The following is a 25,684-nucleotide window of genomic DNA, read 5'->3' as shown; positions in this document are numbered from 1 at the left end:
CCGCCGCCCGCCGCGCCAGCGCGGGACCGGGGCGCACTCACTGTCCCGCCGACCGCCAGCCGGATGGAGAAGATTTCATGGCACGCCGTTCCGATGTGCTCGACACGATCGTCAATCTCGCCAAGCGGCGGGGCCTGGTCTACCCGTCGAGCGAGATCTACGGCGGACTCCGCGCGTCCTGGGACTACGGGCCGCTCGGCGTCGAGCTGAAGAACAACGTCAAGCGCCAGTGGTGGAAGTCCATGGTGCAGGGCCGCGACGACATCGTCGGCCTCGACTCGTGCGTCATCCTGGCGCGCGAGGTCTGGGAGGCCAGCGGCCACGTCCAGGCGTTCGTCGACCCGCTCACCGAGTGCCAGTCCTGCCACAAGCGCTTCCGGGCCGACCACCTGGAGGAGGCCTACGAGGAGAAGCACGGCCGCCCGCCCGCGAACGGCCTCGCCGACATCTCCTGCCCGAACTGCGGGGTCAAGGGCTCCTTCACCGAGCCGAAGATGTTCAACGGCCTGCTCAAGACCTACCTCGGCCCCGTCGAGGACGAGTCCGGCCTCGCCTACCTGCGTCCCGAGACCGCGCAGGGCATCTTCATCAACTACCTGAACGTCCAGCAGTCCGCGCGCCGCAAGGTGCCGTTCGGCATCGGGCAGATCGGCAAGTCGTTCCGCAACGAGATCACGCCGGGCAACTTCATCTTCCGGACCCGCGAGTTCGAGCAGATGGAGATGGAGTTCTTCGTCAAGCCGGGCAGCGACGAGGAATGGCACCAGTACTGGATCGACGAGCGCATGCAGTGGTACGTCGACCTCGGCATCCGCAAGGAGAACCTGCGGCTGTACGAGCACCCGGCCGAGAAGCTGTCCCACTACTCCAAGCGCACCGTCGACGTCGAGTACAAGTTCGACTTCGTCGGCAGCGAGTGGGGCGAGCTGGAGGGCATCGCCAACCGCACCGACTACGACCTGACCACGCACTCCAAGGCGTCCGGCGCCGACCTGTCGTTCTTCGACCAGGAGTCCGGCGAGCGGTTCACCCCGTACGTGATCGAGCCCGCGGCGGGCGTCGACCGCTGCACGCTCACGTTCATGATGGACGCCTACGCCGAGGACGAGGCGCCCAACGCCAAGGGCAAGCTGGAGAAGCGGGCCGTCATGCGGCTCGACCGCCGGCTCGCCCCGGTCAAGGTCGCGGTGCTGCCGCTGTCGCGCAACGCCGACCTGTCGCCGAAGGCCCGCGACCTCGCCGCCCGGCTGCGCCGGAACTGGAACGTCGACTTCGACGACGCCGGCGCCATCGGCCGCCGCTACCGCCGCCAGGACGAGATCGGCACCCCGTTCTGCGTCACCGTCGACTTCGACACCCTGGAGGACGACGCGGTCACCGTCCGGGAGCGCGACTCGATGAGCCAGGAGCGCATCGCGATCGGCCAGGTCGAGTCGTTCCTCGCGGCCCAGCTCGTCGGCTGCTGACACCCGCCGGCAGGACCGGCGGCAAGAGCGAAACGGGCCGCCCCCGCGTGCTGGGGGCGGCCCGTCTCACGTGGGAGCACGTTCTGGGAGCGTGTCCTCGTGGGAGCGATCTGTCTGGGAGCGTACCGCTGGGAGCGTTCTCGGATCAGCTCGTGACGTACAGGGTCTGGTTGAAGGTGCCGGAGCCGGCGGTGGTCTCGCCCCGCAGCTGGTAGGTGGCCGTGACGGTGGCCGTCGACGGGCAGAGGAAGCTGCTGCCCGACTGCTTGCTCACCGTGGCGCCGTTCACGCCGACCTGCGCCTGGTTGTTGCTGGTGACGGGCCGGTTGGCGTTGTCGGGGTTGTAGCCGTTGGCGGTGAGGGAGCCGCCGAACACGCAGGTGATCCCGCCGAAGAGGTCCACCACGGCCTTGACCTTGAAGTTGGCGATCGTGACGGCCGCGTCGCGGTTGCCGGTGTGCCCGGAGTCGTAGGCGACGCTGCCGCCGCTCCACGGCAGGTTCTGCGGGGTGATGGTGACGTTGGCGGTGCCGGTGCAACTGCTGAAGTTGGCGCTGGCGATGCTGAGGCCGCTGCCGTCGGAGTTGATCGAGCCGGTCATCGTCGACTGGCTGCAGGAGCCGCTGCCGATCGAGGTGGCGACCGTCGCGTTGCCGAGCAGCGACGCCTGGACGTTGCCGGAGTAGGCGCCGGCCGAGGCCGAGCCCTTGCGGATGGTCGTGCCCGCGGCGTACGCGGGGGCGACCCCCGCGGCGAGGACGGCCAGCGCGGCGGTCCCGACGATCGCGGTCTGTCTGATACGTGCCACCGGAAACTCCTCTGTCCGGTTCGGGGTGGGCATACGCGAAAGTAATTCGCGTTGAACCGCCCGGCAATGGCAGGCGGCCGACAGCGGCCTGGCCGGATTGGGACACCACCGAGTGTCTGCTGGTGGGGCCGCGCGCGCCGGGCGGGTGACGGCAATGTCGCGCCGGGCCGCCTTGACGGCCTCTTGCTTGCGTGTTGTGGCGGACGAGGACCAAGGACGTCTCCCGCTTGGAGAACCTGGGCTAGGTTGGCGGGACGGGTGGACCGGGGCGGCCCGCCACGACGATCCGGGAGGGCGGAATGCGCGATATGCGGCATTCCCTGCTGTCCTGGTCACGGCTGCCCGCCGCCCGGGCGCTCGTCCTGCTGCTGGGCACGCTCGGCTTCGTCGTCGGGCCGGTCGGCGCCGGAACCCATGGCGGGACGTCCGCCACCGCGGCGATCTCCGGCGTCCGCACCGTGCCCGCCGAGAGAGTCCCGGCCCAGAAGGCGCCCGCCCGCAACCGGGTGTCCGCCAAGGTGCGGACGGCCCGGCACGCGCAGGCCGCCGTCGACGCCGTCGTGCGGCACGCCGCCGGGGCCGCCGCGCCGAGCGCGCAGCCCGTCCACGCCGTCCTCCCGGCGTCCGGCACCGGCGTCCCGCGGCCGCCGGGACTCCCGGCCGTGCCCGCCGCCGCGCCCGCCGCGCCCGACCTCGCGCCGCGCGCCGTCCCGCGCGGGCGCGCACCACCCTCCGCCGGACGGATCTGAGTCACCTGTCCGCGGTGCCGCACGCTGAGGCGCGGCGCCGAAACCCCGTGTGGAGGTTCCCTCTTGACGCGCGCCAACGTGGTGCGGGCGGTACTGGCGTTCGCCGTGCTCGCCACATCGTTCTACTTCGCCTGGTCCAAACCGGCCCGCCTCGGCCTCGACCTCCGCGGCGGCACCCAGATCGTCCTCGAAACCCAGGACTCGCCGACCGTGAAGGCGGACCGCGAGTCCACCGACCGCGCCCGGGAGGTGCTGCACCGGCGCATCGACGCGCTCGGCGTCGCCGAGTCGTCCATCACCCGGTCGGGCGACCGGCGGCTGATCGTCGAGCTGCCCGACGTGCAGGACCCGACCCGCGCCGCCGAGGCGGTCGGCAAGACCGCGCAGCTCACCGCGCACCCCGTGCTGCCCAACACCGGCAAAGCCGGGTCGGGCCAGCAGCTGATCCCGGACGAGAGCGGGCGGCAGATCCTCATCGGCCCCGCCGCCCTCACCGGCGCCGGCATCGGCGAGGCGAGCGCCTCCTACGACGCGCAGAACCTCGGCGGCTGGGCCGTCAACGTCGACTTCAAGGGCAGCGGCGGCAAGACCTGGGAGAAGCTGACCGCCAAGGCCGCCTGCGCCGTAGGCGACGAGCGGCGCGTCGCGATCGTCCTGGACGGCAAGGTCATCTCCTCTCCGCAGGTGACCCAGAGCGTGCCCTGCGGCGTCGGCATCACCGGCGGATCCACCCAGATCACCGGCGACTTCACCGCGAGCGAGGCCAAGGACCTCGCGGCCCTCATCCAGGGCGGCTCGCTGCCCGTCCCCGTGAAGATCATCGAGCAGCGGGTGGTCGGCCCGACCCTCGGCGACGAGGCGATCGACGCCAGCGCCAAGGCCGCGGTCATCGGCATCATCCTGACCGGCCTGTTCATCATCGCCGTCTACCGCCTCGTCGGCCTGCTCGCCACGGTCGCGCTCGCCGGCTACGCGCTGATCTCCTACGGCGCCCTCGTCGCGATCGGCGCGACGCTGACCCTGCCCGGCCTCGCCGGTTTCGTGCTGGCCGTCGGCATGGCGATCGACGCCAACGTGCTCGCCTTCGAACGCGCCAGGGAGGAACGGGCGGCGGCGCCCGGCCGCAGCGCGCGGGCGGCGCTGTCCATCGGGTTCAACAAGGCGTGGTCGGCGATCGCGGACTCGGCCGTCACCACCCTGCTCGCCGGCGGCCTGCTGTTCTTCCTCGCGTCCGGGCCGGTCAAGGGCTTCGGCGTCACGCTGACCATCGGCGTGATCGGCTCGCTGATCTCGGCGATGCTGCTGAGCCGCGTCCTCACCGACGCCGCCGCCGCGCGGATGCCCAAGCTCAGCAAGGGGAAGATGGGCGGGCTCGGCGGCGCGGGGCGGATCCGCACCTGGCTGGAGACCAGCGGCCCCGACATCATGAAGCGCAGCCGGATGTGGATCGGGATCTCCGTCCTCGCGGTCGTCATCGCCATGACCGGGATCTTCACCCGCGGGCTGAACTTCGGCGTGGAGTTCACCGGCGGACGGCTCGTCGAGTACTCCACCAGCCGGCACGTGGACATCGACAAGGCCCGCGCGGCCGTCACCGACGCCGGGTTCCCGCGCGCCGTCGTGCAGACGTCCGGTCAGGACGACATCTCCGTCCGCACGACCGAGCTGACGAACGACGAGGAGAAGCGGATCCAGGAGGCCCTCGCGAAGGAGGGCGGCGGCGCCACCAAGCAGCGCGACGAGCTGATCGGGCCCAGCCTCGGCGACGAGCTGCGCAAGAAGGCGCTGATCGCCCTCGGCGTCGCCCTGCTGGTGCAGCTGGCCTACCTGACGATCCGGTTCCGCTGGACGTTCGCGGCCGGCTCGGTGCTCGCCATGTTCCACGACATCACGGTCGTCACCGGCGTGTTCGCCTGGCTCGGCAAACCGATCGACGGGGTCTACCTCGCCGCGCTGCTCACCATCATCGGGTACTCGGTGAACGACTCCGTCGTCGTGTTCGACCGCGTCCGGGAGCTGTGGGGGAACGAACCGAAGGGCAGGTTCGCCGACATCGCGAACCGGGGGACGCTGCAGACCGTCCCGCGGACGATCAACACCGGCATGGGGGCGCTGTTCATCCTGGCGGCCCTCGCGGTCCTCGGCGGCGACTCGCTGACCGACTTCGCGATCGCCCTGCTGATCGGCATCGTCGTCGGGACGTACTCCAGCGTCTTCACCGCGACGCCCATCGCCGTCGTCCTGGAGCGGTTCGCGAAGGCCCCGCCGCCGCAGGGCAAGGACAGGAAGAAGCCCGTCCGCCGCACCGGCGACAGCTCCGGCGCCGTCGTCTAGCGCCCGTGCGCGCCGCCGGCGCCCCGTGTCCGGGCGCCGGCGGCACGCGCGGCCGTCGTCCGTCAGGCCCGCAGGCCGAGGGTGGTCATGCGCACGCCGGGGCGGCCGTGCAGGTCGGGACGGATGCGCCGGTGGACGACCCGCAGCCCGCACGCGCGGGCGAGCCCGACCGTCTCCTCGTCGGGGATGTCGAACATGTGCCGCCCGGCGGGGATCGGCCCGTGCCGCAGCACCAGGAGCGCCGTGCCGCCGGGTGCCAGCAGCGCCGCCAGGCGGCGCATCGCGGGATCGCGCTCCGCGGTGTCGAGGTGCATCCAGACGGCGGTGAGGAGGACGAGGTCGAATCGGCGCCCGCCGAGGGACGCCAGCGCCGGCAGGTGGTCGTCGACCCAGGTGATGGCGCGGTCGGCGTGCAGCGCCCGGCCGCGCTCGCGCAGCCCGGCCGCCGGCTCGACGGCCGTGACCCGGTGCCCGATCGCGGTGAGCGCGGCGGCGTCGCGGCCCGTCCCCGCGCCGACGTCCAGGACCCGCGCGGGGGCGGCGGGCATGAGGTGCAGCGCGTCCGCGTGGACCTCGGCGAACGTGACGCTCTCGTACTGGTCGGCGAGGTCGGCCGCGGCCGTGTCGTAGCCCGCCGTTCCGGGGACTCTCACATCGCCTCCGCTCAGTGCGGGACCACGGACCGCGCCAGCGGCCCCTTCCTGCCCGTGACCAGGCAGAATATCGTGCGGTTTCCCGCCTCCCACGCGTCCTTGCGCGGCGTCGCGTACGCCATCTCGGCGATGTCGGACGGAGGATCGGACCTCCACACCCGGGCCGCCCGCTCGGCGCAGCCGTCGCGCGCCTCCTTCGCCACGGCCTTGTCCCCCGGGTAGTCGCCGCCGGGCGGCGTGTAGACGGCGAGAACCTCGTACTCGTGCTCCCTGGTGCACGCGACGAGGACCTGGTCGCCGCCGTCGTCGTCGTTCCAGGTCCCGACGCAGTCTCCCGGCATGAGCTGGGCGGCGTTCTTCGTCCTCATGGTCTGGTCGAGGGGCGCCGGGAGCAGGCCGGGCCCGGTGTAGCGCAGGACGCATCTCGCGGCCCGGTTCCCGTCGTTCCAGTCGTCCTCGTCCGGTGGGACGACGTGGAGCTGGAGGTCCCTGCCGTAGCGGCTCCGCTCCAGGAACCCGGTCCGCTCGCGGCACACGGCCCACGCCCGGTCGGCCGCCTGCTGCGCGCCCGGGTAGGGGATGTCCGGGAGTTCCGCGTCGGCGCTGACCTCGCCCTGGTGGGGCGTGGTGCACGGCAGCGGGAGGGCGACCACGCCGGCGGGCGTCTCCTCGAACCCGCTGAAGCAGTCGCCGGGCCGCATCCCGCCGACCGGGACCTTGCCGTCCGCGCGGGCGGCTGGGGCGGAGGCGTCCAGGGAGGGCGCCCCGACGGCCGCCACGACGGCGATCGCGGCGGCCCAGGCGAGGGACGCGGCGAGCCCGCCGGCGGCGAGGCCGTTGCCCGTCTCGCCCCGGCGCCCGGTCCGGACGAACGCGGCGACGGCGAAGCCGGCCGCGACCGGGATCAGGCCGAGCAGGCCCGTGACGAGCGCGACGATCGCGAACCGGTTCGTCCGCCGCCGCACGGGCACGGGCTGCGCGTCCGCCGGCGGTCGCGCGTCCACCGGCGGCGGCCCTGCTGCCGGCGGCGTCTGCGTGAGCGGCGCGTCCGGCGGCGCCCAGGCGGGGACGCCGTCGGAGGCGCCGCCGTCAGAAGGCGGATGGGCGGTCACGGGAGCACCGACTCCTTCAGCTTGCCGTGCGCGGCGGAGACCAGGCAGACGACGTCGTGGATGCCGCTCTCCCAGTCCTCCTGGGCCGGCATGACGTACATCACTTCCAGGTCGCGATCGATCGAACGGTTCCGGAAGACCTTGTCCCCGCGCTTGCCGCAGCCGCGCGCCGCCTTCTTGTCGATCTCCTTCTCGCCCGGATACTCGTTGAACTCCTTGTCGGGGAAGTCCTCCGAAGGGATGGTGAAACTGGCGAACACCTCGAAGCGGTGCGGCCTCTTGCAGGAGATGGTGGCCGTCACCGGATCGGTCTCGTCCCACTCCTCGACGCAGTCGCCCGTGCTCAGCTGCTCGTAGGTCTTCAGCTTCGTGTCGACGGTGGCGGCGAGCGGCGCCGTGAGGGGCGCGGAGCCCGTGTAGCGCATCACGCACGTCAGCGTCAGGGCCTTGCCGTCGGAGAACTCGTCGCCGGACCAGTCGTAGTAGGGCTCCAGGTCCTTGCGGTACCGGCTCCGCAGCAGGAACCTCGTCTTGTCCTGGCAGAGGTTCTCGGCCCACTGGATCATCGCGGCGCGGCTCAGCCGGGCGCTGAGTGGCGCCTCCGAGCGGGCGACGACCTCCCCCTCGTGCGGCTTGGCGCAGGGCAGCTCCTTCGCCCGGAGACCACCGGAGCCGTCGTCGCCGAAGCCGGTGAAGCAGGCGCCGATGCCGAGTTCCGTGACGGGCGCGGCGCCGCCGCGGCCCGCGCCGGCGCGGCCGCCGCCGAGATGGGCGGACGGCAGCACGGCGAACAGGACGACCGCGGCGAGCACCCAGACGGCCGACACGCCGAGGCCGCCGATGGCGAGGCCCACGCCCTTCTCGTCGCCGCGCCGCGCCGCCTGGACGAGGGCGGCGACGGCGAAGCCGACCGCGAGGACGACCATGCCGACCAGGGCGGTGACCATCGCGAAGACCGCGAACCGGTTCGTCCGCGGCGGGACGGGCACGGGCGGTGCCCCGGGCACGGGCGGCACCCCCGGAGGCGGGCCCGGGGGCAGGGCGGGGACGGGGGCCGGCGTGCCGGCGGGGGCGTCGGCGGCGGGGGCGTCGGGCGGCGCCCAGGGGGAGGAGGGTTCGGAGGGGTCGGGAACGTCATCAGTGGGGGGTGGCGTGGTCACGGCGGAACGCTAACCGGGACGTTCAACAAAAGGCGCATATCCGGCGGATGTCGATCAAGTTGTGATCAGGGACCCTGATCAGGACCCCTGATCAGGACCCGCGATCAGGGACCCGTGGCCGGGGGCCCGCCCCGGCCACGGGCGCCGTCAGGCCAGCGGCGACTGCGGCTGGTCGGTCTCCGCCCTGATGACCTGCATGACCGCGTTGATCAGCGCAAGATGGGTGAACGCCTGCGGGAAGTTGCCGAGGTGCCGCCCGGTGTGCGGGTCGATCTCCTCGGCGTACAGCTGCAGCGGGCTCGCATACGACAGCAGCTTCTCGCACAGCGCCCGCGCCCGGTCCAGCTCACCGATCATCACCAGCGTGCTGACCAGCCAGAACGAGCAGATCGTGAAGGTGCCCTCCTCCGACTCGAAGCCGTCGTCGGTCTCGGTCGCCCGGTAGCGCAGCACCAGGTCGTCCTCCGACAGCTCGTCGGCGATGGCGAGGACGGTCTCCCGGACCCGCTTGTCGTCGGCGGGCAGGAAGCCCAGCAGCGGGATCAGCAGCGCCGAGGCGTCCAGCGCCGTCGCGCCGTAGTGGGCCGTGAAGACGCCGCGCTCGTCCAGCGCGTTGGCGAGCACGTCCGCGTGGATCTCGTCGGCGGCGGCCTGCCAGCGGCGCGCCCGGTCCTGGTCGCCGCGGATGCGGGCGAGCCGGGCGCCGCGATCGGCCGCCACCCAGCAGAAGACCTTCGAGGAGGTGAAGTGCTGCGGCTCGCCCCGCACCTCCCACATGCCGCAGTCGGGGGTGCGCCAGCTGGCCAGCGCGTCCTCCACCTGCTTGATGATGATCTTCCAGAGCCGGTCGTCGAGGCGGTCCCGCTTGCGCACGAACAGGTAGATGGAGCCGATGATGGCGCCCCACACGTCGTGCTGCGCCTGCATGTACGCCTCGTTGCCGATCCGGACGGGCCGGGCGTTGTCGTAGCCGGTGAGATGGTCGAGCGTGGACTCGGGCAGCTCCTCCCGCCCGTCCAGCCCGTACATGATCTGCAGCTTGCCCTCGGCGGCCTCGGCGACGTCGGTGATGAAGTAGAAGAAGTCGTTGGCCTCCCAGTCGTAGCCGAGCGTGTAGAACGCCCACAGCGCCATGGTGGAGTCGCGGATCCACGTGTAGCGGTAGTCCCAGTTGCGGTCGCCGCCCGGCGCCTCCGGCAGCGACGTCGTCGCCGCGGCCGCCACCGCGCCGGACGGCCCGAACGTCAGCCCCTTGAGCGTGAGGGCGCTGCGCTGCAGGTGGCTGCGCCACGGATGGTCGGGGAATCGGCCCCGGTCGAGCCAGTGCTGCCAGTGGTGGACGGTCCAGACGAGCCGCTCCTGCGCCTCCTCCCACGACGACGGCGCCGCGTGCTCGCTCCACGACAGCGCGACGAACCGGGACTCGCCCTGCTTCAGCAGCGTCCGGGACGTGGCGAGCGACCCCTCGAACCCGACGTTCATGTCGGTGGTGAGCCGCAGCCCGACCCCGTTGCCGCGCGCGACGGCCTCGTGGTACCCGGCGCCGGTGTGCTCCCAGCGCGCCGGCGTCTGCCCGTAGTCGAACACCGGCATGCAGTCGAGCCGGACCTGGACCTGCCCGTTCACGCACCGCACCATCCGCAGCAGGACGTGGTCGGCGTCGTAGTCCGTCGGGGCCCTGCGATGCGTGTGGGACCGTTCCGTCTCGTGGTGCCACGGGCCCATGAGCAGCGCGTCCGTCACCACGAGCCAGCCGCCGTGCACCCACCAGGTGGTCTCCATGACCATGGTGCCGGGGATGTAGCGCTGCGCGGCGGGCACCTCCACGCCCGCCGGCCCCACCCGGAAGTACCCGGCGTCGCGGTCCAGGATCGACCCGAACACGCTCGGCGAGTCCATCCGCGGCAGGCACATCCACTCGATGTTTCCGCTCGGCGCGACCAGCGCGGTCGTCTCGCAGTCGGACAGGAACCCGAAATCGGCTATGGGGGCGAACGGGTCTCCCGCCCGGCCGCCGGCGACCTTCGGCCTCACAACCTCACCTCCTCGATCCATCATTCCCTCTCCGTGGCCATGGGCGCGCCCTGGGCGCGCGACCGCCTCCCCGGCGACGTCCCGGGGCGCGGTGTGACGGTGGTCTCCGTATTGGAATAGACCATTATCTGCGGTCTGAGCTGGGATAACTCCCCTCGGGGCACCGGGCGCCGAGCAACCGCGGGCTGCGCGGGTACAGTCCCCGCAAACAGGGCAGCGGACCCGTTTCCGCCTGGGGGAACGCGACGGCGCGCATCCCCGGCGGCGCGGGCCCGGATCTGCCACTGGGTGGAACCGGAGCGAGAAGGAGCTCCCCGTGCCGAAGTTCGTGTACGACTTCACTGAGGGAAACAAGGACCTCAAGGATCTGCTGGGCGGCAAGGGCGCCAACCTGGCCGAGATGACCAACCTCGGACTGCCCGTGCCCCCCGGGTTCACGATCACCACCGAGGCCTGCCGGCACTACCTCGAGCACGGGAACCTGCCCGAGGGGCTGGCGGACGAGGTGAACGCCCACCTCGCCGCCCTGGAGTCCGCGATGGGCAAGAAGCTCGGCCAGAGCGACGACCCGCTGCTGGTGAGCGTCCGGTCCGGGGCCAAGTTCAGCATGCCGGGGATGATGGAGACCGTCCTCAACGTGGGCCTCAACGACGAGTCCGTGCACGGGCTCGCGGCGCAGGCGGGCGATGAGCGGTTCGCGTGGGACTCCTACCGGCGGCTGATCCAGATGTTCGGGAAGACCGTCCTGGACATCGACGGGGACCCGTTCGAGGACGCCATCGAGGAGGCCAAGCGCGCCCGCGGCAGCGACCAGGACGCCGACCTCGTCGCCGACGACTTCAAGCGGCTCGTCGAGCGGTTCAAGGCCATCGTGCGGGAGCAGGCCGGGCGGGACTTCCCGAGCGACCCGCGCGAGCAGATGGACCTCGCGGTCAAGGCCGTGTTCGACTCCTGGAACGCGGACCGCGCGATCCTGTACCGGCGGCAGGAGCGCATCCCCGTCGACCTCGGCACCGCCGTCAACATCTGTTCGATGGTCTTCGGCAACCTGGGCCTGGACTCCGGGACGGGCGTCGCGTTCACCCGCGACCCGGCGTCGGGCCAGCAGGGCGTCTACGGCGACTACCTGCAGAACGCCCAGGGCGAGGACGTCGTCGCCGGCATCCGCAACACGGTGCCGCTGAAAGAGCTGGAGCGCATCGACAAGGCGTCCTACGACCGGCTTCTCGAGATCATGGAGACGCTCGAGAACCACTACCGCGACATGTGCGACATCGAGTTCACGATCGAGCGCGGGAAGCTGTGGATGCTGCAGACCCGAGTAGGCAAGCGGACCGCCGCCGCGGCGTTCCGCATCGCCTGCCAGCTGCTCGACCAGGGCCTCATCGACATGGACGAGGCGGCCCGCCGCGTCACCGGCGACCAGCTCGCGCAGCTCATGTTCCCCCGGTTCGCCAGCAGGGTGGACGGCGTCCAGAAGCTCACCAAGGGCATGAACGCCTCGCCGGGCGCGGCCGTCGGCAAGGCCGTGTTCACCTCCGCGCGGGCCGTGGAGTTCGCGGAGCGGGGGGAGGACGTGATCCTCGTCCGCCGCGAGACCAACCCCGACGACCTCGCCGGCATGGTCGCCGCGAAGGGCGTCCTGACGTCCCGCGGGGGCAAGACCTCGCACGCCGCCGTCGTCGCGCGCGGCATGGGCAAGACCTGCGTGTGCGGCGCCGAGGAGCTGGACGTCGACGTCAGGAACGGGCACTTCACCGCCCCCGGCGGGGTGACCGTGGGCGAGGGCGACGTCATCTCGATCGACGGGTCGTCCGGCGACGTCTACCTCGGCGAGGTGCCCGTCGAGGACTCGCCCGTCGTCCGGTACTTCGAGGGCGAGCTGACCCCGGAGGACGGCGGCGACCTCGTCAAGGCCGTCGACCGGATCATGAAGCACGCCGACGCGCGCGCCGCGCTGAAGGTCCGCGCGAACTCCGACAACCCGGAGGACTCGGCGCGGGCCCGCCGGTTCGGCGCCGCGGGCATCGGGCTGTGCCGCACCGAGCACATGTTCCTCGGCGACCGCCGGCAGCTCATCGAGAAGCTCGTCCTCGCCGAGGACGGCGCGGAGCGGCAGGCCGCGCTGGACGCCCTGGAGCCGCTGCAGCGCAGCGACTTCGAGGGGATCTTCGAGGCGATGGACGGGCTGCCCGTCACGATCCGCCTCATCGACCCGCCGCTGCACGAGTTCCTCCCCGACATCACCGAGCTGTCGGTCAGGGTCGCGCTCGCGGGCGACGGCGCGGACGCCACGGACCGCAGGCTCCTCGAAGCGGTCAACCGGCTGCACGAGCAGAACCCTATGCTCGGACTGCGCGGCGTGCGGCTCGGTTTGGTGATTCCCGGGCTGTTCGCCATGCAGGTGCGCGCGATCGCCGAGGCGGCGGCGGCGCGCAGGCGGGCGGGCGGCGACCCGCGCCCGGAGATCATGATCCCGCTCGTCGGCGCCGTGCAGGAGCTGGAGGCCGTCCGCGACGAGGCCCGCGGCATCCTGGCCTCGGTCGGGGAGGCCACCGGGGTCGACGTCCCGGCCCTGATCGGCACCATGATCGAGCTGCCGCGGGCGGCGCTGACCGCCGGGCAGATCGCCGAGGCCGCCGAGTTCTTCTCCTTCGGCACCAACGACCTCACCCAGACGACGTGGGGCTTCTCCCGCGACGACGTCGAGGCGGCGTTCTTCTCCCGCTACCTGGAGCTCGGCATCTTCGGGGTGTCGCCGTTCGAGACGCTGGACCGGGAGGGCGTCGGGCGGCTCGTCCGCATCGCCGCCGAGGAGGGCCGCAGGGCGCGTCCCGGGATCAAGCTCGGCATCTGCGGCGAGCACGGCGGCGACCCCGACTCGGTGCACTTCTGCCACGAGGTCGGCCTGGACTACGTGTCCTGCTCGCCGTTCCGCATCCCCGTCGCGCGGCTGGAGGCCGGGCGCGCGGCGATCGCGGCGGGGGACGCGCCGAGCAGCGACAGCCGCTGACGCACGGCACCGGCGGCCGGTTCCCGCAGGCGGGGAATCGGCCGCCGGTACGGGTGCGGGTTACTTGACACGCGGTATCCGTGAACTTCGGACGCGCGCCGGACCATCTCAATAGTGTGTCCGATGCGATGACGTTGGAAGTGGAATTGCCGGAGTCCCAGCACGAAGAGCACGACGCCGAGGAGCGGGAGGACGGTCCCCGCGAGCGGCGCCGGAAGCCGCTGTGGGTCACGGTTCCGCTGTGCGTCGTGCTCGGGCTGCTCGCGGTCGCCGTGCTGACCCCGCTGACCGTCGGGACGCGGATCTGGTACCAGGCCCGGCAGGACGAGCGGCCCCGCTCCGACGCGATCATCGTCCTGGGCGCCGCGCAGTACAACGGGAAGCCGTCCCCGACGCTCAAGTGGCGCCTGCAACACGCCCTGGACCTCTACCGCGACGGCGTCGCGCCCAACATCGTCACCGTCGGCGGCAAGGCGCCCGGGGACAACTACACCGAGGCCGGCACCGGCCGCGCCTGGCTGATCGGGGAGGGCGGGGTGCCCGCGTCCAAGGTGTTCGCGGTGCCCGTCGGGCGGGACACGCTGGAGAGCCTGAAGGCCGTCGGACGGGAGTTCGACCGGCACCACTGGGAGTCGGCCGTGATCGTCACCGACCCGTGGCACGGGCTGCGGTCCAAGAAGATGGCCGGGGACCAGGGCATCGAGGCCGCCGCCTCGCCGACCCGCAGCGGTCCGAGCGTGCAGACCCGCGACACGCAGTTCAACTACATCGTCCGGGAGACCGGCGGCTATCTGTCGTACGTGCTGCTCGGCAAGAGCGTCCAGGTGCCGGACGAGACCATCAAGCGGATCCGCATCGACCCGTCGGGGACGCCCGGCCCGTCCGGGACGCCCGGCTCTTCCGGGACGCCCGGCCCGTCCGCCTCCGCGTCGCCGACCCGCTGAACCCGGCCGGCGCGCTTACCCTGGGTAGGGCCATGACGAGCAACATCACCGAGGGCTACACCGCGCGCGACCTGAAGCGGTGGGCGCCCGAGCCGGCGAAGCGCCGGGACCGGACGGCGTTCGAACGCGACCGCGCCCGCGTCCTGCACAGCGCGGCCCTGCGGCGCCTCGCCGCCAAGACCCAGGTCGCCTCGCCCGGCGCGGACGCGGCGGCCGACACCGTGCACAGCCTGCGCACCCGGCTGACCCACTCGCTGGAGTGCGCGCAGGTGGGCCGCGAGCTGGGCAAGTCGCTCGGCTGCGACCCCGACCTGGTCGAGGCGGCGTGCCTGTCGCACGACATCGGGCACCCGCCGTTCGGCCACAACGGCGAGTACGCGCTGGACATCGTCGCGCGCGGCTGCGGCGGCTTCGAGGGCAACGCGCAGAGCCTGCGCGTCCTGACCCGGCTGGAGCCGAAGTCGTTCGCGCCGGACGGCCCGCCCCTGCACGGGCGCAGCGTCGGCCTCAACCTGACCCGCGCCGCGCTGGACGCCGCCATGAAGTACCCGTGGTCGCAGGCCGACGCGGTCAACGGCAAGTTCGGCGTGTACGACGACGACACCGACGTCGCGCGCTGGGTCCGCGAGGAGGCGCCCGAGAACCGGACGTGCTTCGAGGCCCAGGTCATGGACTGGAGCGACGACGTCGCCTACTCCGTCCACGACCTGGAGGACGCGCTCGTCGCCGGGCACGTCGACTTCGCCCGGCTCGCCGATCCGACCGAGCGCCGCCTCGTCGCCGTCACCGCCGCCAAGCTGTACTGCCCGGGCGCCGGCATCGCCGAGCTGGAGGAGACCTTCGCGGCGCTGCTCGCCGAACCGTGCTGGCCGGACCGCTACGACGGGACGCCGCGCAGCCTCGCCGCCCTGAAGAACCTGACCAGCACGCTGATCGGCCGGTTCTGCCTGGCCGCCGAGACCGCGACCCGGGACGCCTACGGCGACCGTCCGCTGACCCGGTACGCGGCCGAGCTGATCGTCCCGCGGACGCAGCGGCTGGAGAACGCGCTGCTCAAGGGCATCACCGCGCACTACGTGTGGATCAGCCACGAGGAGATCAGGGCCCGCCAGCGGACGCTGATCACCGAGCTGGCCGAGATGATGCTCGCCGGCGCGCCGGACACGCTCGACCCCGGGTTCCGGGAGGCCTTCACCGCCGCCGGCGACGACGCGGCCCGGCTCCGCGCCGTCATCGACCAGATCGCCTCGCTGACCGACCTGTCCGCGATGGCCCGGCACCGGATGCTGGGCGGGCGCCCGCGCTGATCGGCGCGCGTCCTCGCCGAGGTCAGGCGAGGTCAGGCGAGGTCAGGCGCGGTCAGGCGCGGTCAGGCGCGGTCGGGGCGCGGAAATACGCGTGGACGCGCCCGGCGACGCCCTTGTCTCGTCCCGGGGGGCACTGTAGGGATGGCTACAGGTCAACTACAGGAGGTCGCCATGCCCGAGGAGACGTTCGTCATCGCCGGAGCGAGCCTGGCCGGAGCCAAGGCGGCGGAGACGCTCCGCGAGGAGGGTTTCGCGGGCAGGGTGGTCCTCGTCGGGGACGAGATCGAGCGGCCGTACGAACGTCCGCCGCTGTCCAAGGGCTTCCTCCTCGACAAGGAGGCCCGCGACAAGGCGCACGTCCATGACGCGGACTGGTACGAGAAGCACGACGTGGAACTGCGGCTCGGCACGTCCGTCGCCTCCATCGACCGGGACGCCCACGAGGTGCGGCTGTCGACGAAGGAGCCGATCGGCTACGCCAAGCTGCTGCTGGCGACGGGCGCGTCGCCGCGGACGCTGGAGGCGCCCGGCTCCAAGCTGCAGGGCATCCACTACCTGCGCACGATGGCCGACTCGGCGGCGCTGAAGCAGGCGCTCGCGCACGGCGGCCGGCGCGTCGTGGTGGCGGGCGCGGGCTGGATCGGGCTGGAGACGGCCGCCGCGGCCCGCTCGTACGGCAACGACGTGACGATCATCGAGCCGGAGCCGACGCCGCTGCACGCCGCGCTGGGGCCCGAGCTCGGCGGCATGTTCGGCGACCTGCACCGCGAGAACGGCGTCGTCCTGCGGCTCGACGACGGCGTGGCCGGGTTCTGGGGCGCCGGGCAGGTGTCGGCCGTCGTCACCTCCGGCGGCGCCGAGGTGCCCGCCGACGTCGTGGTCGTCGGCATCGGGGTGCGGCCCAACACCGCGCTGGCGGAGGCGGCGGGCCTGGAGGTCTCCGACGGGATCCTCGTCGACCAGTCGCTGCGCACGTCCGACCCCGACATCTTCGCCGCCGGCGACGTCGCCAACGCCTTCAACCCGCTGCTCGGGCGCCGGATCCGCGTCGAGCACTGGGCGAACGCGCTGAACGGCGGGCCCGCCGCCGCCCGCGCCATGCTCGGCCGGGACGTCGTCTACGACCGGATTCCGTACTTCTTCAGCGACCAGTACGACCTCGGCATGGAGATGTCCGGCGTCGCCACGCCGGGGGAGTACGACGAGGTCGTGTACCGGGGCGACCGCGAGTCCCGCGAGTTCGTCGCGTTCTGGCTGTCCGGCGGCCGGGTCGTCGCCGGGATGAACGTCAACGTGTGGGACGTCACCGGTGACGTCCAGGCGCTGATCCGCTCCGGCCGCCCCGTGGACGCCGCCCGCCTCACCGACCCGAAGGCGCCGCTCGCCGACCTCGCCTGAGCCGGGGCCACGTACAGTCGGCCGGATGGCCACGGAGGAGATCGCGGCGCCCGGCCGGGCGCGCGCGGCGGTGACGGCGGCGTTCACCGCGCACGGTCTGGTCGCCGCCGCGTGGGTCGCCCGCATCCCGCAGATCAAGGAGCATCTCGGGCTGGGCGAGGGCGCGATGGGCGTCGCGCTGCTCGGCGCCCCGGTCGGCGTCGTGGCCGCCGTCCAGCTCGCGGGCCGGGCCGTCGCGCGGTGGGGCAGCCGGGCGACCACCGTGGCCGCCGGGCTCGCCGCCGCGCTGTCGCTGGTCCCGCTCGGCCTCGCCTGGAACCTGCCCGCGCTGGTCGCCGCCCTGCTGCTGATGGGCGGCTCGCTCGGGCTGATGGACGTCGCGATGAACGCCCAGGGCGTGGCCGTCGAGCGCGGCTACGGGCGCCCGCTGATGTCCGGCCTGCACGGCGCCTACAGCGTCGGGACGCTGCTCTCGGCGCTGGCCGGGGCGGCGGCCGCGCACGCGGGCGTCCCCGTCCCGCTGCACCTGTCGGCCGCGGCCCTGCTGCTGTGCGTCCTCGTCCTGGCCGGCTTCCGCGGGCTGCTGGACCGGTCCGCCGACGCCATGCCCGGGACGGACGCCGGGGAGGCGCGGCCCGCGCGCTCCTCGTCCCGGTGGCCGCTGACGATGCTCGGCGTCATCGGGCTCTGCTCCTTCGTCGGCGAGGGCGCCATGGCCGACTGGAGCGCGGTCTACCTGCGGGAGGACCTCGGCACGGGCCCCGGCGCGGCCGGCCTCGGCTACGCCGGCTGCGCGGTGGCGATGACCGCCGGGCGGCTCGGCGGGGACCGGGTCGTCGCCCGGTTCGGGCCCGTCCAAGTGCTGCGCGCGGGGTCGCTGGCCGCCGCGGCCGGCCTCGGGCTCGGCCTCGCCGCCGGGCACCCGGCGGCGGCCGTGGCCGGGTTCACGCTGTTCGGCCTCGGTGCCGCGCTCGTGGCGCCGGTCACCTTCAGCGCGGCCGGCAACCTGCCCGGCGTGCCCGCCGCGGCCGGCATCTCCCGGGTCACCGCGATCGGGTACGCCGGGCTGCTCGGCGGCCCGCCCGTCATCGGGTTCGTCGCGCAGGGCGTCGGGCTCGGGTGGGCGCTGGCCGTGCCCGTCGCGCTGGTCGGCCTGATCGTCCTGCTGGCCCCGGCCGCGGCCACCGCCGAGCGGTGACCGGAACGGACGCTGATCTTTTAGCGCGGTTGTGACTTTCGCATATGTCCTACTCAGGTAAGGTCTGGGCGAGTGAGCACTTTGCAGCGGACGAGACCAGTCGAATCGGTCCCGTCCGCCCCGGCCTACCGGATATTCATCCGCGAACTGCTGAGCTTCGGCTTCGTGGGGTGCGTCGGCACGCTCATCATGATCTTCGGCGCCAACCTGATGCGCGCGTGGCTCGGCGGCAGCCCGGTCACCAGCGTCGTCGTGCCGACCGTCGTGTCGACGCTGACGTCCTACCTGCTCAACCGGCACTGGACGTTCCGGCACCGGGACAGCGACGGCTCCGGCCGGGAGGTCGCGATCTTCTTCGCGCTGAACGGCGTCGGGCTGCTCATCCAGGTGCTGTGCACCGGCTTCACCTACTACAGCCTCGGCCTGCACGGCGGGGTCGCCTACAACCTCGGGCTGCTCGCCGGAGTCGGGCTCGGCTCGGCGTTCCGCTACTGGTCCTACAAGAAGTGGGTGTTCACCCCCGCCACGGCCTGACGGGGGCGCCCGTCAGCGTCCGGCCGGGACGATCTTCTCGACCTGCGGCAGCGCCTCGGCCAGCACGCCCGCGAGGTCCTGCCCGGTGCCCTGGGAGAAGATCGCGTGGTCGATGCCGCGCTCGGCCAGCCGCCCGATCGTCTCCACGGCCTCGTCCACGGACGGCTCGCCGGTGAACAGGCTCAGCGACGTCTTCTCGATCTCGGCGTAGTCGCGTCCGGCGCGCTCGCAGTGCCCCCGCAGGACGTCGAGCTTGCGCGGCAGGTCGTCGCCGTCGAACAGGTTGCACGCGTCGGCGTACTCCGCGACGAACCGGAGCGTCTTCTTCTCGCCGCCCCCGCCGATCAGGATCGGCGGATGCGGGGTCCGCAGCGCCGGCGGCGAGTTCAGCGGGCGCTCCAGCGCGTAGTGCTCGCCCTCGAACGCCGACTCGTCCCCCTTCCACATCCGGTGGGCGATCCGCAGCGTCTCCTCCAGCCGCTCGAACCGCTCGGCCACCGGCGGGAACCGGACGCCGAGACCGCGCGACTCCTCCTCGTTCCACGCCGCGCCGATGCCGAGCCACGCCCGCCCTCCGGACAGGACGTCCAGCGTGGTCACGGTCTTGACCAGGATGCCGGGGTGCCGGTACGTGACGCCGGTGACCATCGTCCCGAGGGTGATCTGCTCCGTCAGCGCCGCCGCGTACGCCAGCGCCGAGTACCCCTCCAGCATCGGCTCCTCGGATGGGCCGACGCCGCGGATCTGGAAGAAGTGGTCCATCACCCAGAACGAGTGCAGCCCCGCCTGGTCGGCCTCGCGGGCCATCCGGCCGAACACCGGGGCGATCTGCTCCGGCCCGCCGGGAAAGGTGAAACTGGGAACCTGAAGTCCGATGCGCATGGCGAATCCCTCTTGTCCCTCGTGGTGCGCCGTCGTGATAGGCCGTCCCCTCCACTCTGCGACCTGGAGCGCGCTCCAGGTCAAGCGGCCCCGCCGGGCGGATGTTGACCTGGAGTGCGCTCCAGGTGGAATCCTGGTGGGCGTGAGCTCCTACTCCCCGGCAGAGACCGCCGAGAAGAGCGGTTTCAGCATCGACACCCTGCGCTACTACGAAAAGATCGGGCTGCTTTCGGACATCGCCCGGAACGCGTCGGGCCGGCGCGTCTTCAGCGACGACGACCTGGCCTGGCTGCACATGCTCCGCTGCCTGCGCGGCACCGGCATGCCGATCGCGGAGATGCTCCGCTACTCCGAACTCGCCCGCGGCGGCGGCGAGACGTTCCAGGAGCGCCTCGAACTGCTGCAGGACCACGACCGCCGCGTCGAGGAGCAGATCGCCGCCCTGCGCGTCCAGCAGGAGCAGATCCGGATGAAGATCGCCTACTACCAGGACATGACCGCCTGCGAGATCGCCCCCGTATGAGCGGTCACCGCCAGGCCGGATCGCGGCCGAGCAGCGCCGGCAGCCGCTCCCGGGGCTCCGCGCCGCCCGCGCCGGCTCCAGCCTTCGTGCGAACGACTCACGGGCGCCGCGGCTAGCGCTGGACGGGGGTGATGCGGCGGCCGTCGGCGCCGAAGAACAGCACGCGGCCGAAGTCGACGGTCAGCGCCACGTGGTCGCCGCGGTTCGGGCGGTCGCCGGGCGCGATGCGGAACACCAGGTCGGACCGCCGGTGGTGGCCGGCGTGCTCCTCGGCGACGTCCTCCTCGCGGGACGGCCTGCCGAGCATCTCCCGCATCCGGTCGCGCCAGCCGGAACGCTCCGCCTCGTGCGGCGGCGCCGGCGGGCGCCCGACCTCGGTCGCGTCGATCGTGGGGATGCCCGCCCCGGCGTAGGCGAGCCACTCGTGCCCGTGGAACTCCAGCGCCCGGACCTGCCCGGACAGCACCGTCCCGTGCGGCGCCGGGTGGCCCGGGGAGATCGGCACGAGGGTGTCCGGGCGGATCCCGACGATGACCGACCGGCCGTGATGGCTGATCAGCGCGGACGCGCGGGGGTCCTCCCAGGGGACGATGAGCCGCTGCGACCCGAAGTCGAGCAGCAGCCCCTCGCCCTCGATGGCCCACAGGGTGGCCTGCAGCAGGTTGATCGGCGGGGAGCTGAGGAACGCGGCGACGAACACCGTCGCGGGGTCCTCGTAGATCTGCTCGGGGGTGCCGACGTCCTCCAGGACGCCGTCGCGCAGCACCGCCATCCGGTCGGCCATCGTCATGGCCTCGACCTGGTCGTGCGTGACGTAGACGGTGGTGGTGCCGGTGGAGCGGACCAGCGCGGCGATCTCGACCCGCAGCTCGGCGCGGAGCCCCGCGTCCAGGCTGGACAGCGGCTCGTCCATCAGGAACAGGGACGGCTCGCGGATGAGGGCCCGCCCGATCGCGGCGCGCTGCCGCTGGCCGCCGGACAGCGTGCGCGGCAGCCGGTCGATCATCGTGTTGAGGCCGAGGGCGCGGGCCAGCTCGACGACCTTCGCGCTGGCCTCGGCGCGGTCGTCGCCGGACACCTCCAGGGGGAACATCATGTTGCCCTTGACCGTGCGGTGCGGGTAGAGCGCGCCCTCCTGGAACACCATGGCGACGTTCCGCTCGCGCGGCGGCAGGTCGTTGGCCACCGACCCGTTCAGCCACAGGTCCCCGCCGCTGACCTCCTCCAGCCCGGCGATCATGCGGAGGATGGTGGACTTGCCGCAGCCGGACGGCCCGAGCAGGACGAACAGCTCACCGTCGTTGATGCGCAGGCGGACCTTCCGGACGGCGACCTGCCCGCCGGGATACACCTTGTCGACGCCGTCGAGCACAACATCCGTCATCGCGTCCGCCTGGGTGTGAGCAAAATCTCGGTCCGTCATCACACCGCGCGATGGCGCCTTTGTCCATACCCCCCCGGGAGTCACCGATCGCCGGCCAGGCCGGGTCCGGCCATGGGGGTCGCCGGTGAGGGTTGCGAAACCGGTTGATTACCGGCGGAGCCGGTCGGCAACACGCCTCTAACACCTCGCGGCGCCAGCCGAAATGGAACGGTCCCAGACTTCCCGGACGACAAGATCTTGGAGGTGCTCCTTGGCGACTTCGGCAGAGCCGACGGGTGTCAGCAGACGTGGTTTCCTCACCAGGGTCGGGGCCACCGGCGGGGCGGGCGCCATGTTCGCCACCATGGGCGCGCTGGGCCTCGCCCCGAGCGCGGAGGCGCGCACCCGGTTCGCCTTCCAGCCCCCGCAGGAATCGGACTTCCGGTTGCGCGGCCGTGCGGCCGCCAAGATCGTGGTGCTCGGCGCCGGCGTCGCCGGGCTGGCCACCGCGTACGAACTGGGCAAGGCCGGCTACCGGGTCACCGTGCTGGAGGCACAGGACCGGGTGGGCGGGCGCAACCGCACGCTGCGCGGCGGCGACCGCCTCACGGAGACGGGCGGCGAGACCCAGCGGGTCGGGTTCGGCGACGGCACTTACATGAACGCCGGCCCGGCTCGCATCGCGCAGTGGATGACGACCATGGACTACTGCCGGGAACTGGGCGTCCCGCTGGAGGTCTTCACCAACGAGAACGCCCAGGCATATCTCTACAACGAGTCGGCCGGGATGAAGTCCCCCGTCCGGTGGCGCACCGCGAAGGCCGACGTCTACGGGTACATCTCCGAGCTGCTCGCCAAGGCCACCGACCAGGGCGCCCTCAACGAGCGGCTCACCGCGACCGACAAGGAGAGGCTGCTGTCGTTCCTGTCGGGTTTCGGCGCCATCGGCGCCAAGACCGACGGATACGCGTACAAGGGCAGCGACCGGCGCGGCTTCACCGTCGACCCCGGCGCGGGCGACGTGGAGGGGACGATCCTCGGCCCCCCGCCCTCGCTTTCGGACGTCCTGGCCAGCGGCGTGGGCCGCTACTTCTCCTTTGAGTTCGGCTACAGCCAGGCGATGCTGATGTTCCAGCCCGTCGGGGGCATGGACGCCATCCCGCGCGCGCTGGCCAAGGCCGTCGGGCCGGACCGGATCCGCACCGGCGCCAAGGTCACCGAGATCACGAACCTCGCCGCGGGCGTGCGGATCCAGTACGAGGCGGCCGGGCGCACCCGCGTGCTGGAGGCGGACTACTGCATCGCCACCCTGCCGCCGCAGGTGCTCGCGAAGATCCCGCACAACCTGGGCGCGGCGGTGCAGTCCGCGCTGGGAACGCCCGTCCCGGTCTCCACCGGCAAGATCGGGTTGGAGTACCGGAACCGCTGGTGGGAGACCGAGGAGAAGATCTACGGCGGCATCACGAACACCGATCTGGACCTCTCCACCATCTGGTACCCCTCGTACGACTACCACGGCCGCTCCGGCCTGGTCGTCGGCTACTACAACTTCGGCGCGCAGGCCGACACCTACGCCAAGATGGGGCACGCCGGACGCCTCGCCCGCGCCCTCGACCAGGGGGCGAAGATCCACGGCGACCGCTACCGCAAGGGCCTCGCCTCGTCCGCGTCCATCGCCTGGATCCGGCAGCCGCACATCGAGGGCGGCTGGGTGGGCTGGCCGTCCCGCGGCGCCGAGTACAAGCTCCTCAACCAGCCCCAGGGGAACGTCTACTACGCCGGTGACTGGCTCAGCTATGAGATCGCCTGGCAGCACGGCTCCTTCGAGTCCGCGCGCAAGGTCGTGACCGAGCTCCACCAGCGCGTACTGAAGGGATGACCGTGCGTTCAAGCAGGATTCTCGTCGGCGGGTTCCTCGTCGCCGCGTTCGTCGGGGCCACGGGGGTCGCGTCCGCCGCGCCCGAACGCCCCGTGAAGCCGCCACGCCCCCACGAGGTGCGCCCCGCGCTCCCCGCGGGGCAGAACAACCCGGCCATCGCCGGCGGCGTCGCCGTCGGGGGAGGCGTCGCGACCTACACCGCGAGCGGCCTCGGCCCCAGGGAGGCCGACACCTCCGCCCCGGCCGGCAGCCCCGAGCGCTACAGCGAGTACCCGACGCCGCCGCCCGGCGTCACCATCACCGAGGCCCAGTCGCTCAACGTCCTCAAAGAGATCACCGGCAACCTCAAGGCGCAGGGCCTCACGCTCCGGGACGTGATCTCCATGCGGGCCTACCTCGCCAACGCCCCCGGCACCGACACGGCGGACTTCGCCGGATGGAACCGCGCCTACCGGCAGTACTTCGCCAACACCGACCTCTCCACCGGCGCGCCCGTGAACGTCCCGCTCGGCACCGCGCCGCCCGCCCCGCCCATGTACGTCAACCCCGCACGGCCGTCACGGGTCACCCTGGAGATCGAGAACCTCCCGGTGCGGGGCTGGCTCGTCGAGGTGGAGGTCGTGGCCGCCTTCCGGTAGCGCGGCCGCGTCCGTCCAAGGTCCGGGAGCGTCCTGCGGGCCCTCCGCCGGGCGCTCCCGTCCGTCGAAGGAGGAGCCCCTTGTCCGACTCCCCGTCCCCCGTCTCCCGCCGCGACTTCCTGTACCGCACCGGCGCGGGCGCCGTCCTGCTCGCGGGCGGCGTCCTCGCCGGCGGCACCGCCGCCGCCGCGCCCGCCCGCGGGACTCCGGCGCGCGCCCGGCGGATCGCCGCGCCCGATCTCGACCCGCTCGCCCTGCTCAAGAAGATGCTGTCGTTCGACACCCAGAACTTCGGCGAGGGCGGCGTCACCCGCCCGCACGCCGAGATGCTCAAGGCGGTCTGGGAGTCGGCGGGCGTCTCCGCCGAGATCGTCCCCACGCCCAAGGCCGACAACGTCCACCTCATCGCCCGGATCAAGGGCACCACCGCGGCGCCGCCGCTGCTCGTGCTCGGCCACTCCGACGTCGTGCCGGTCGAGCGCGCCAAGTGGTCGGTCGACCCGTTCGCCGGGGTCGTCCAGGACGGTGAGATCTACGGCCGCGGCGCCCTGGACATGAAGGGCGCCAACGCCGCGTTCGTCGCCGCGCTCCTGCGCCACCTCAAGGAGGACGGACGGTTCGACCGGGACATCATCGTCCTCACCGACTGCGACGAGGAGGCCGGGCAGTACGGCTCCCGCTGGCTCGCCCAGAACCACTGGGACAAGATCGACGCGGGGATGGTGCTCACCGAGGGCGGCTGGTTCCTCGCGCAGAAGGACCGGACGACCCCGATGCTCATCACGGTGACCCGCCAGGACAAGGTCTACTTCAACCTCGACCTCGTCGCCGGCGGCACCGCCACGCACTCGTCCAAGCCCGCCCCCGGGTCCGCGATCGCCAGGCTGTCGCGCGCGATCGCCGAGCTCGACGGCTGGCTGGCCCCGGTCACCCTGACCCCGGTGACCCGCGAGTACTTCTCCGCCCTGGCCGAGGCCACCGAGGACCGTCCGTTCGAACGCGCCATCGGGCTGCTGCTGGACGCGAAATCGGCCGCGGCCCGCGAACGGGCCGCGGCCGTCGTCGTCCGGCGCAGCTCGTATCCCTGGCTCCACCGCGCCCTGCTGCGCACCACCCATGCCTTCGTGATCGAGGACGCGGGCTACAAGGAGAACGTCATCCCCTCGACGGCCACCGCCCGCGTCAACTGCCGCGGAGTCCCGGGGGGCCAGCGCCCGCGGGACTTCCTCGCCGAGGTCCGGGAACTGCTCGCCGACCGGGATGTGGAGGTCAGGCTGGTCGGCGCGGCGGGCGAGAGCGAGGCGGACGCCCTGAAACGCCTCGACGACACCTTCGCGAAGCCACCGTCCAGCATCGACTCCCCGCTGTTCACCGCGATCGAGACCGCCGCTCGGAAGACCTACCCCGAGGCCGTCTTCGCCCCCGCGCTGTTCGAGGCCGGGACGAGCCTGTCCCCCTGGACGTCCCGCGGCGTGCCCGGCTACGGCGTCTACCCGTATGTCCTGGACAACGACCAGCTGATCGGCATGCACGGCAACGACGAGCGCATCTCGGTCGCCGCCCTCGGCCGGGGGACGGAGTTCATGTACCGGCTCTTCGACCGGTTCAGGGTCCGCTGACGGCACGGGCAGATCCGGCACGGGCGCCGTCCGCCGCCGATGCCGGTGCGGCTGTGATGGCTCCGGTGTC

Annotated in this window: 20 protein-coding genes; 13 read left to right on the top strand and 7 right to left on the bottom strand. The window is 72.5% G+C overall.

The window, feature by feature from the left end; all coding sequences use genetic code 11:
- Positions 1-77 precede the first annotated feature (77 nt).
- Positions 78-1,466 (top strand): glycine--tRNA ligase, encoded by a 1,389-nt coding sequence (locus SM611_RS09870; RefSeq protein ID WP_371948940.1) that lies wholly within the window; start codon positions 78-80, stop codon positions 1,464-1,466.
- A gap of 145 nt (positions 1,467-1,611) precedes the next feature.
- Here SM611_RS09870 and SM611_RS09865 read toward each other — a convergent pair whose 3' ends face one another.
- The gene (locus tag SM611_RS09865) at positions 1,612-2,274 is read right to left on the bottom strand and encodes a hypothetical protein (RefSeq protein ID WP_371948939.1); all 663 of its coding nucleotides are present in this window, start codon (positions 2,272-2,274) and stop codon (positions 1,612-1,614) included.
- Positions 2,275-2,573: 299 nt separating this feature from the next.
- On the opposite strand from SM611_RS09865, the gene SM611_RS09860 reads away from it, so the two are divergent.
- Both SM611_RS09860 and secD read left to right on the top strand, forming a co-directional pair.
- The gene (locus tag SM611_RS09860) at positions 2,574-3,023 is read left to right on the top strand and encodes a hypothetical protein (RefSeq protein ID WP_371948938.1); all 450 of its coding nucleotides are present in this window, start codon (positions 2,574-2,576) and stop codon (positions 3,021-3,023) included.
- A gap of 63 nt (positions 3,024-3,086) precedes the next feature.
- A complete protein-coding gene (gene secD, locus SM611_RS09855; RefSeq protein WP_371948936.1) occupies positions 3,087-5,357 on the top strand; it encodes a protein translocase subunit SecD in 2,271 nt (756 codons plus the stop codon).
- 62 nt (positions 5,358-5,419) lie between these two features.
- On the opposite strand, the gene SM611_RS09850 is transcribed toward secD, so the two are convergent.
- From SM611_RS09850 to SM611_RS09835, 4 genes are all read right to left on the bottom strand, one after another.
- Positions 5,420-6,010, bottom strand: a complete 591-nt coding sequence (locus tag SM611_RS09850) for a class I SAM-dependent methyltransferase (RefSeq protein ID WP_371948935.1) — start codon at positions 6,008-6,010, stop codon at positions 5,420-5,422.
- Between the two features lie 11 nt (positions 6,011-6,021).
- Positions 6,022-7,122: a septum formation family protein gene (locus SM611_RS09845; RefSeq protein WP_371948933.1), complete on the bottom strand. Its 1,101-nt coding sequence runs from the start codon at positions 7,120-7,122 to the stop codon at positions 6,022-6,024.
- Positions 7,119-8,282 (bottom strand): DUF4190 domain-containing protein, encoded by a 1,164-nt coding sequence (locus SM611_RS09840; protein WP_371948931.1) that lies wholly within the window; start codon positions 8,280-8,282, stop codon positions 7,119-7,121. The genes SM611_RS09845 and SM611_RS09840 overlap by 4 nt, the downstream gene beginning before the upstream one ends.
- A gap of 147 nt (positions 8,283-8,429) precedes the next feature.
- A complete protein-coding gene (locus tag SM611_RS09835; protein ID WP_371948930.1) occupies positions 8,430-10,316 on the bottom strand; it encodes a glycoside hydrolase family 15 protein in 1,887 nt (628 codons plus the stop codon).
- A 316-nt stretch (positions 10,317-10,632) separates the two neighbouring features.
- Here SM611_RS09835 and ppdK point away from each other — a divergent pair, with 316 nt between their 5' ends.
- The 6 genes from ppdK (at position 10,633) to SM611_RS09805 (ending at position 18,710) form a co-directional block, all read left to right on the top strand.
- Entirely contained in the window at positions 10,633-13,329 is a 2,697-nt protein-coding gene (gene ppdK / locus SM611_RS09830; RefSeq protein ID WP_371948929.1) for a pyruvate, phosphate dikinase, read from the top strand.
- Positions 13,330-13,457: 128 nt separating this feature from the next.
- Entirely contained in the window at positions 13,458-14,273 is an 816-nt protein-coding gene (locus tag SM611_RS09825) for a YdcF family protein (RefSeq protein ID WP_371948927.1), read from the top strand.
- A gap of 32 nt (positions 14,274-14,305) precedes the next feature.
- On the top strand, positions 14,306-15,580 hold the full coding sequence (locus SM611_RS09820; RefSeq protein WP_371948926.1) for a deoxyguanosinetriphosphate triphosphohydrolase: 1,275 nt from the start codon (positions 14,306-14,308) through the stop codon (positions 15,578-15,580).
- A 171-nt stretch (positions 15,581-15,751) separates the two neighbouring features.
- Positions 15,752-16,978, top strand: a complete 1,227-nt coding sequence (locus SM611_RS09815) for an NAD(P)/FAD-dependent oxidoreductase (RefSeq protein WP_371948924.1) — start codon at positions 15,752-15,754, stop codon at positions 16,976-16,978.
- 25 nt (positions 16,979-17,003) lie between these two features.
- On the top strand, positions 17,004-18,176 hold the full coding sequence (locus tag SM611_RS09810) for an MFS transporter (RefSeq protein WP_371948923.1): 1,173 nt from the start codon (positions 17,004-17,006) through the stop codon (positions 18,174-18,176).
- A gap of 72 nt (positions 18,177-18,248) precedes the next feature.
- On the top strand, positions 18,249-18,710 hold the full coding sequence (locus SM611_RS09805) for a GtrA family protein (protein WP_371948921.1): 462 nt from the start codon (positions 18,249-18,251) through the stop codon (positions 18,708-18,710).
- Between the two features lie 12 nt (positions 18,711-18,722).
- On the opposite strand, the gene SM611_RS09800 is transcribed toward SM611_RS09805, so the two are convergent.
- Positions 18,723-19,592, bottom strand: coding sequence for an LLM class F420-dependent oxidoreductase (locus SM611_RS09800; protein ID WP_371948920.1), 870 nt, complete (start codon positions 19,590-19,592; stop codon positions 18,723-18,725).
- A 142-nt stretch (positions 19,593-19,734) separates the two neighbouring features.
- Between SM611_RS09800 and SM611_RS09795 the strand changes: the two genes are divergently transcribed.
- Entirely contained in the window at positions 19,735-20,115 is a 381-nt protein-coding gene (locus SM611_RS09795) for a MerR family transcriptional regulator (protein WP_371948919.1), read from the top strand.
- 112 nt (positions 20,116-20,227) lie between these two features.
- Here the strand turns inward: SM611_RS09795 and SM611_RS09790 are convergent, their stop codons facing one another.
- Positions 20,228-21,499: an ABC transporter ATP-binding protein gene (locus SM611_RS09790; protein ID WP_371948918.1), complete on the bottom strand. Its 1,272-nt coding sequence runs from the start codon at positions 21,497-21,499 to the stop codon at positions 20,228-20,230.
- Positions 21,500-21,749: 250 nt separating this feature from the next.
- On the opposite strand from SM611_RS09790, the gene SM611_RS09785 reads away from it, so the two are divergent.
- From SM611_RS09785 to SM611_RS09775, 3 genes are all read left to right on the top strand, one after another.
- Entirely contained in the window at positions 21,750-23,357 is a 1,608-nt protein-coding gene (locus SM611_RS09785) for an FAD-dependent oxidoreductase (RefSeq protein WP_371948916.1), read from the top strand.
- Complete coding sequence (locus tag SM611_RS09780; RefSeq protein WP_371948915.1) at positions 23,354-23,995, top strand: Rid family hydrolase; 642 nt, start codon at positions 23,354-23,356, stop codon at positions 23,993-23,995. The genes SM611_RS09785 and SM611_RS09780 overlap by 4 nt, the downstream gene beginning before the upstream one ends.
- 80 nt (positions 23,996-24,075) lie before the next feature.
- On the top strand, positions 24,076-25,614 hold the full coding sequence (locus SM611_RS09775) for a M20/M25/M40 family metallo-hydrolase (protein WP_371948914.1): 1,539 nt from the start codon (positions 24,076-24,078) through the stop codon (positions 25,612-25,614).
- Positions 25,615-25,684: the final 70 nt, after the last annotated feature.

The sequence above is a fragment of the Actinomadura monticuli genome (assembly GCF_041463655.1).
Taxonomy (GTDB): Bacteria; Actinomycetota; Actinomycetes; order Streptosporangiales; family Streptosporangiaceae; genus Spirillospora; species Spirillospora monticuli.
Note: the sequence above shows the minus strand (reverse complement) of the source record. Positions and strands in the feature narration are given on the sequence as shown.

What these genes read in the sequence shown, in the direction of transcription:
- SM611_RS09860 (WP_371948938.1), top strand. Translation starts at nt 2,574, where the DNA reads ATGCGCGATATGCGGCATTCCCTGCTGTCCTGGTCACGGCTGCCCGCC.
- SM611_RS09810 (WP_371948923.1), top strand. Translation starts at nt 17,004, where the DNA reads ATGGCCACGGAGGAGATCGCGGCGCCCGGCCGGGCGCGCGCGGCGGTG.
- SM611_RS09820 (WP_371948926.1), top strand. Translation starts at nt 14,306, where the DNA reads ATGACGAGCAACATCACCGAGGGCTACACCGCGCGCGACCTGAAGCGG.
- SM611_RS09825 (WP_371948927.1), top strand. Translation starts at nt 13,458, where the DNA reads ATGACGTTGGAAGTGGAATTGCCGGAGTCCCAGCACGAAGAGCACGAC.
- SM611_RS09790 (WP_371948918.1), bottom strand. Translation starts at nt 21,499, where the DNA reads ATGACGGATGTTGTGCTCGACGGCGTCGACAAGGTGTATCCCGGCGGG.
- SM611_RS09780 (WP_371948915.1), top strand. Translation starts at nt 23,354, where the DNA reads ATGACCGTGCGTTCAAGCAGGATTCTCGTCGGCGGGTTCCTCGTCGCC.
- SM611_RS09800 (WP_371948920.1), bottom strand. Translation starts at nt 19,592, where the DNA reads ATGCGCATCGGACTTCAGGTTCCCAGTTTCACCTTTCCCGGCGGGCCG.
- SM611_RS09815 (WP_371948924.1), top strand. Translation starts at nt 15,752, where the DNA reads ATGCCCGAGGAGACGTTCGTCATCGCCGGAGCGAGCCTGGCCGGAGCC.
- SM611_RS09870 (WP_371948940.1), top strand. Translation starts at nt 78, where the DNA reads ATGGCACGCCGTTCCGATGTGCTCGACACGATCGTCAATCTCGCCAAG.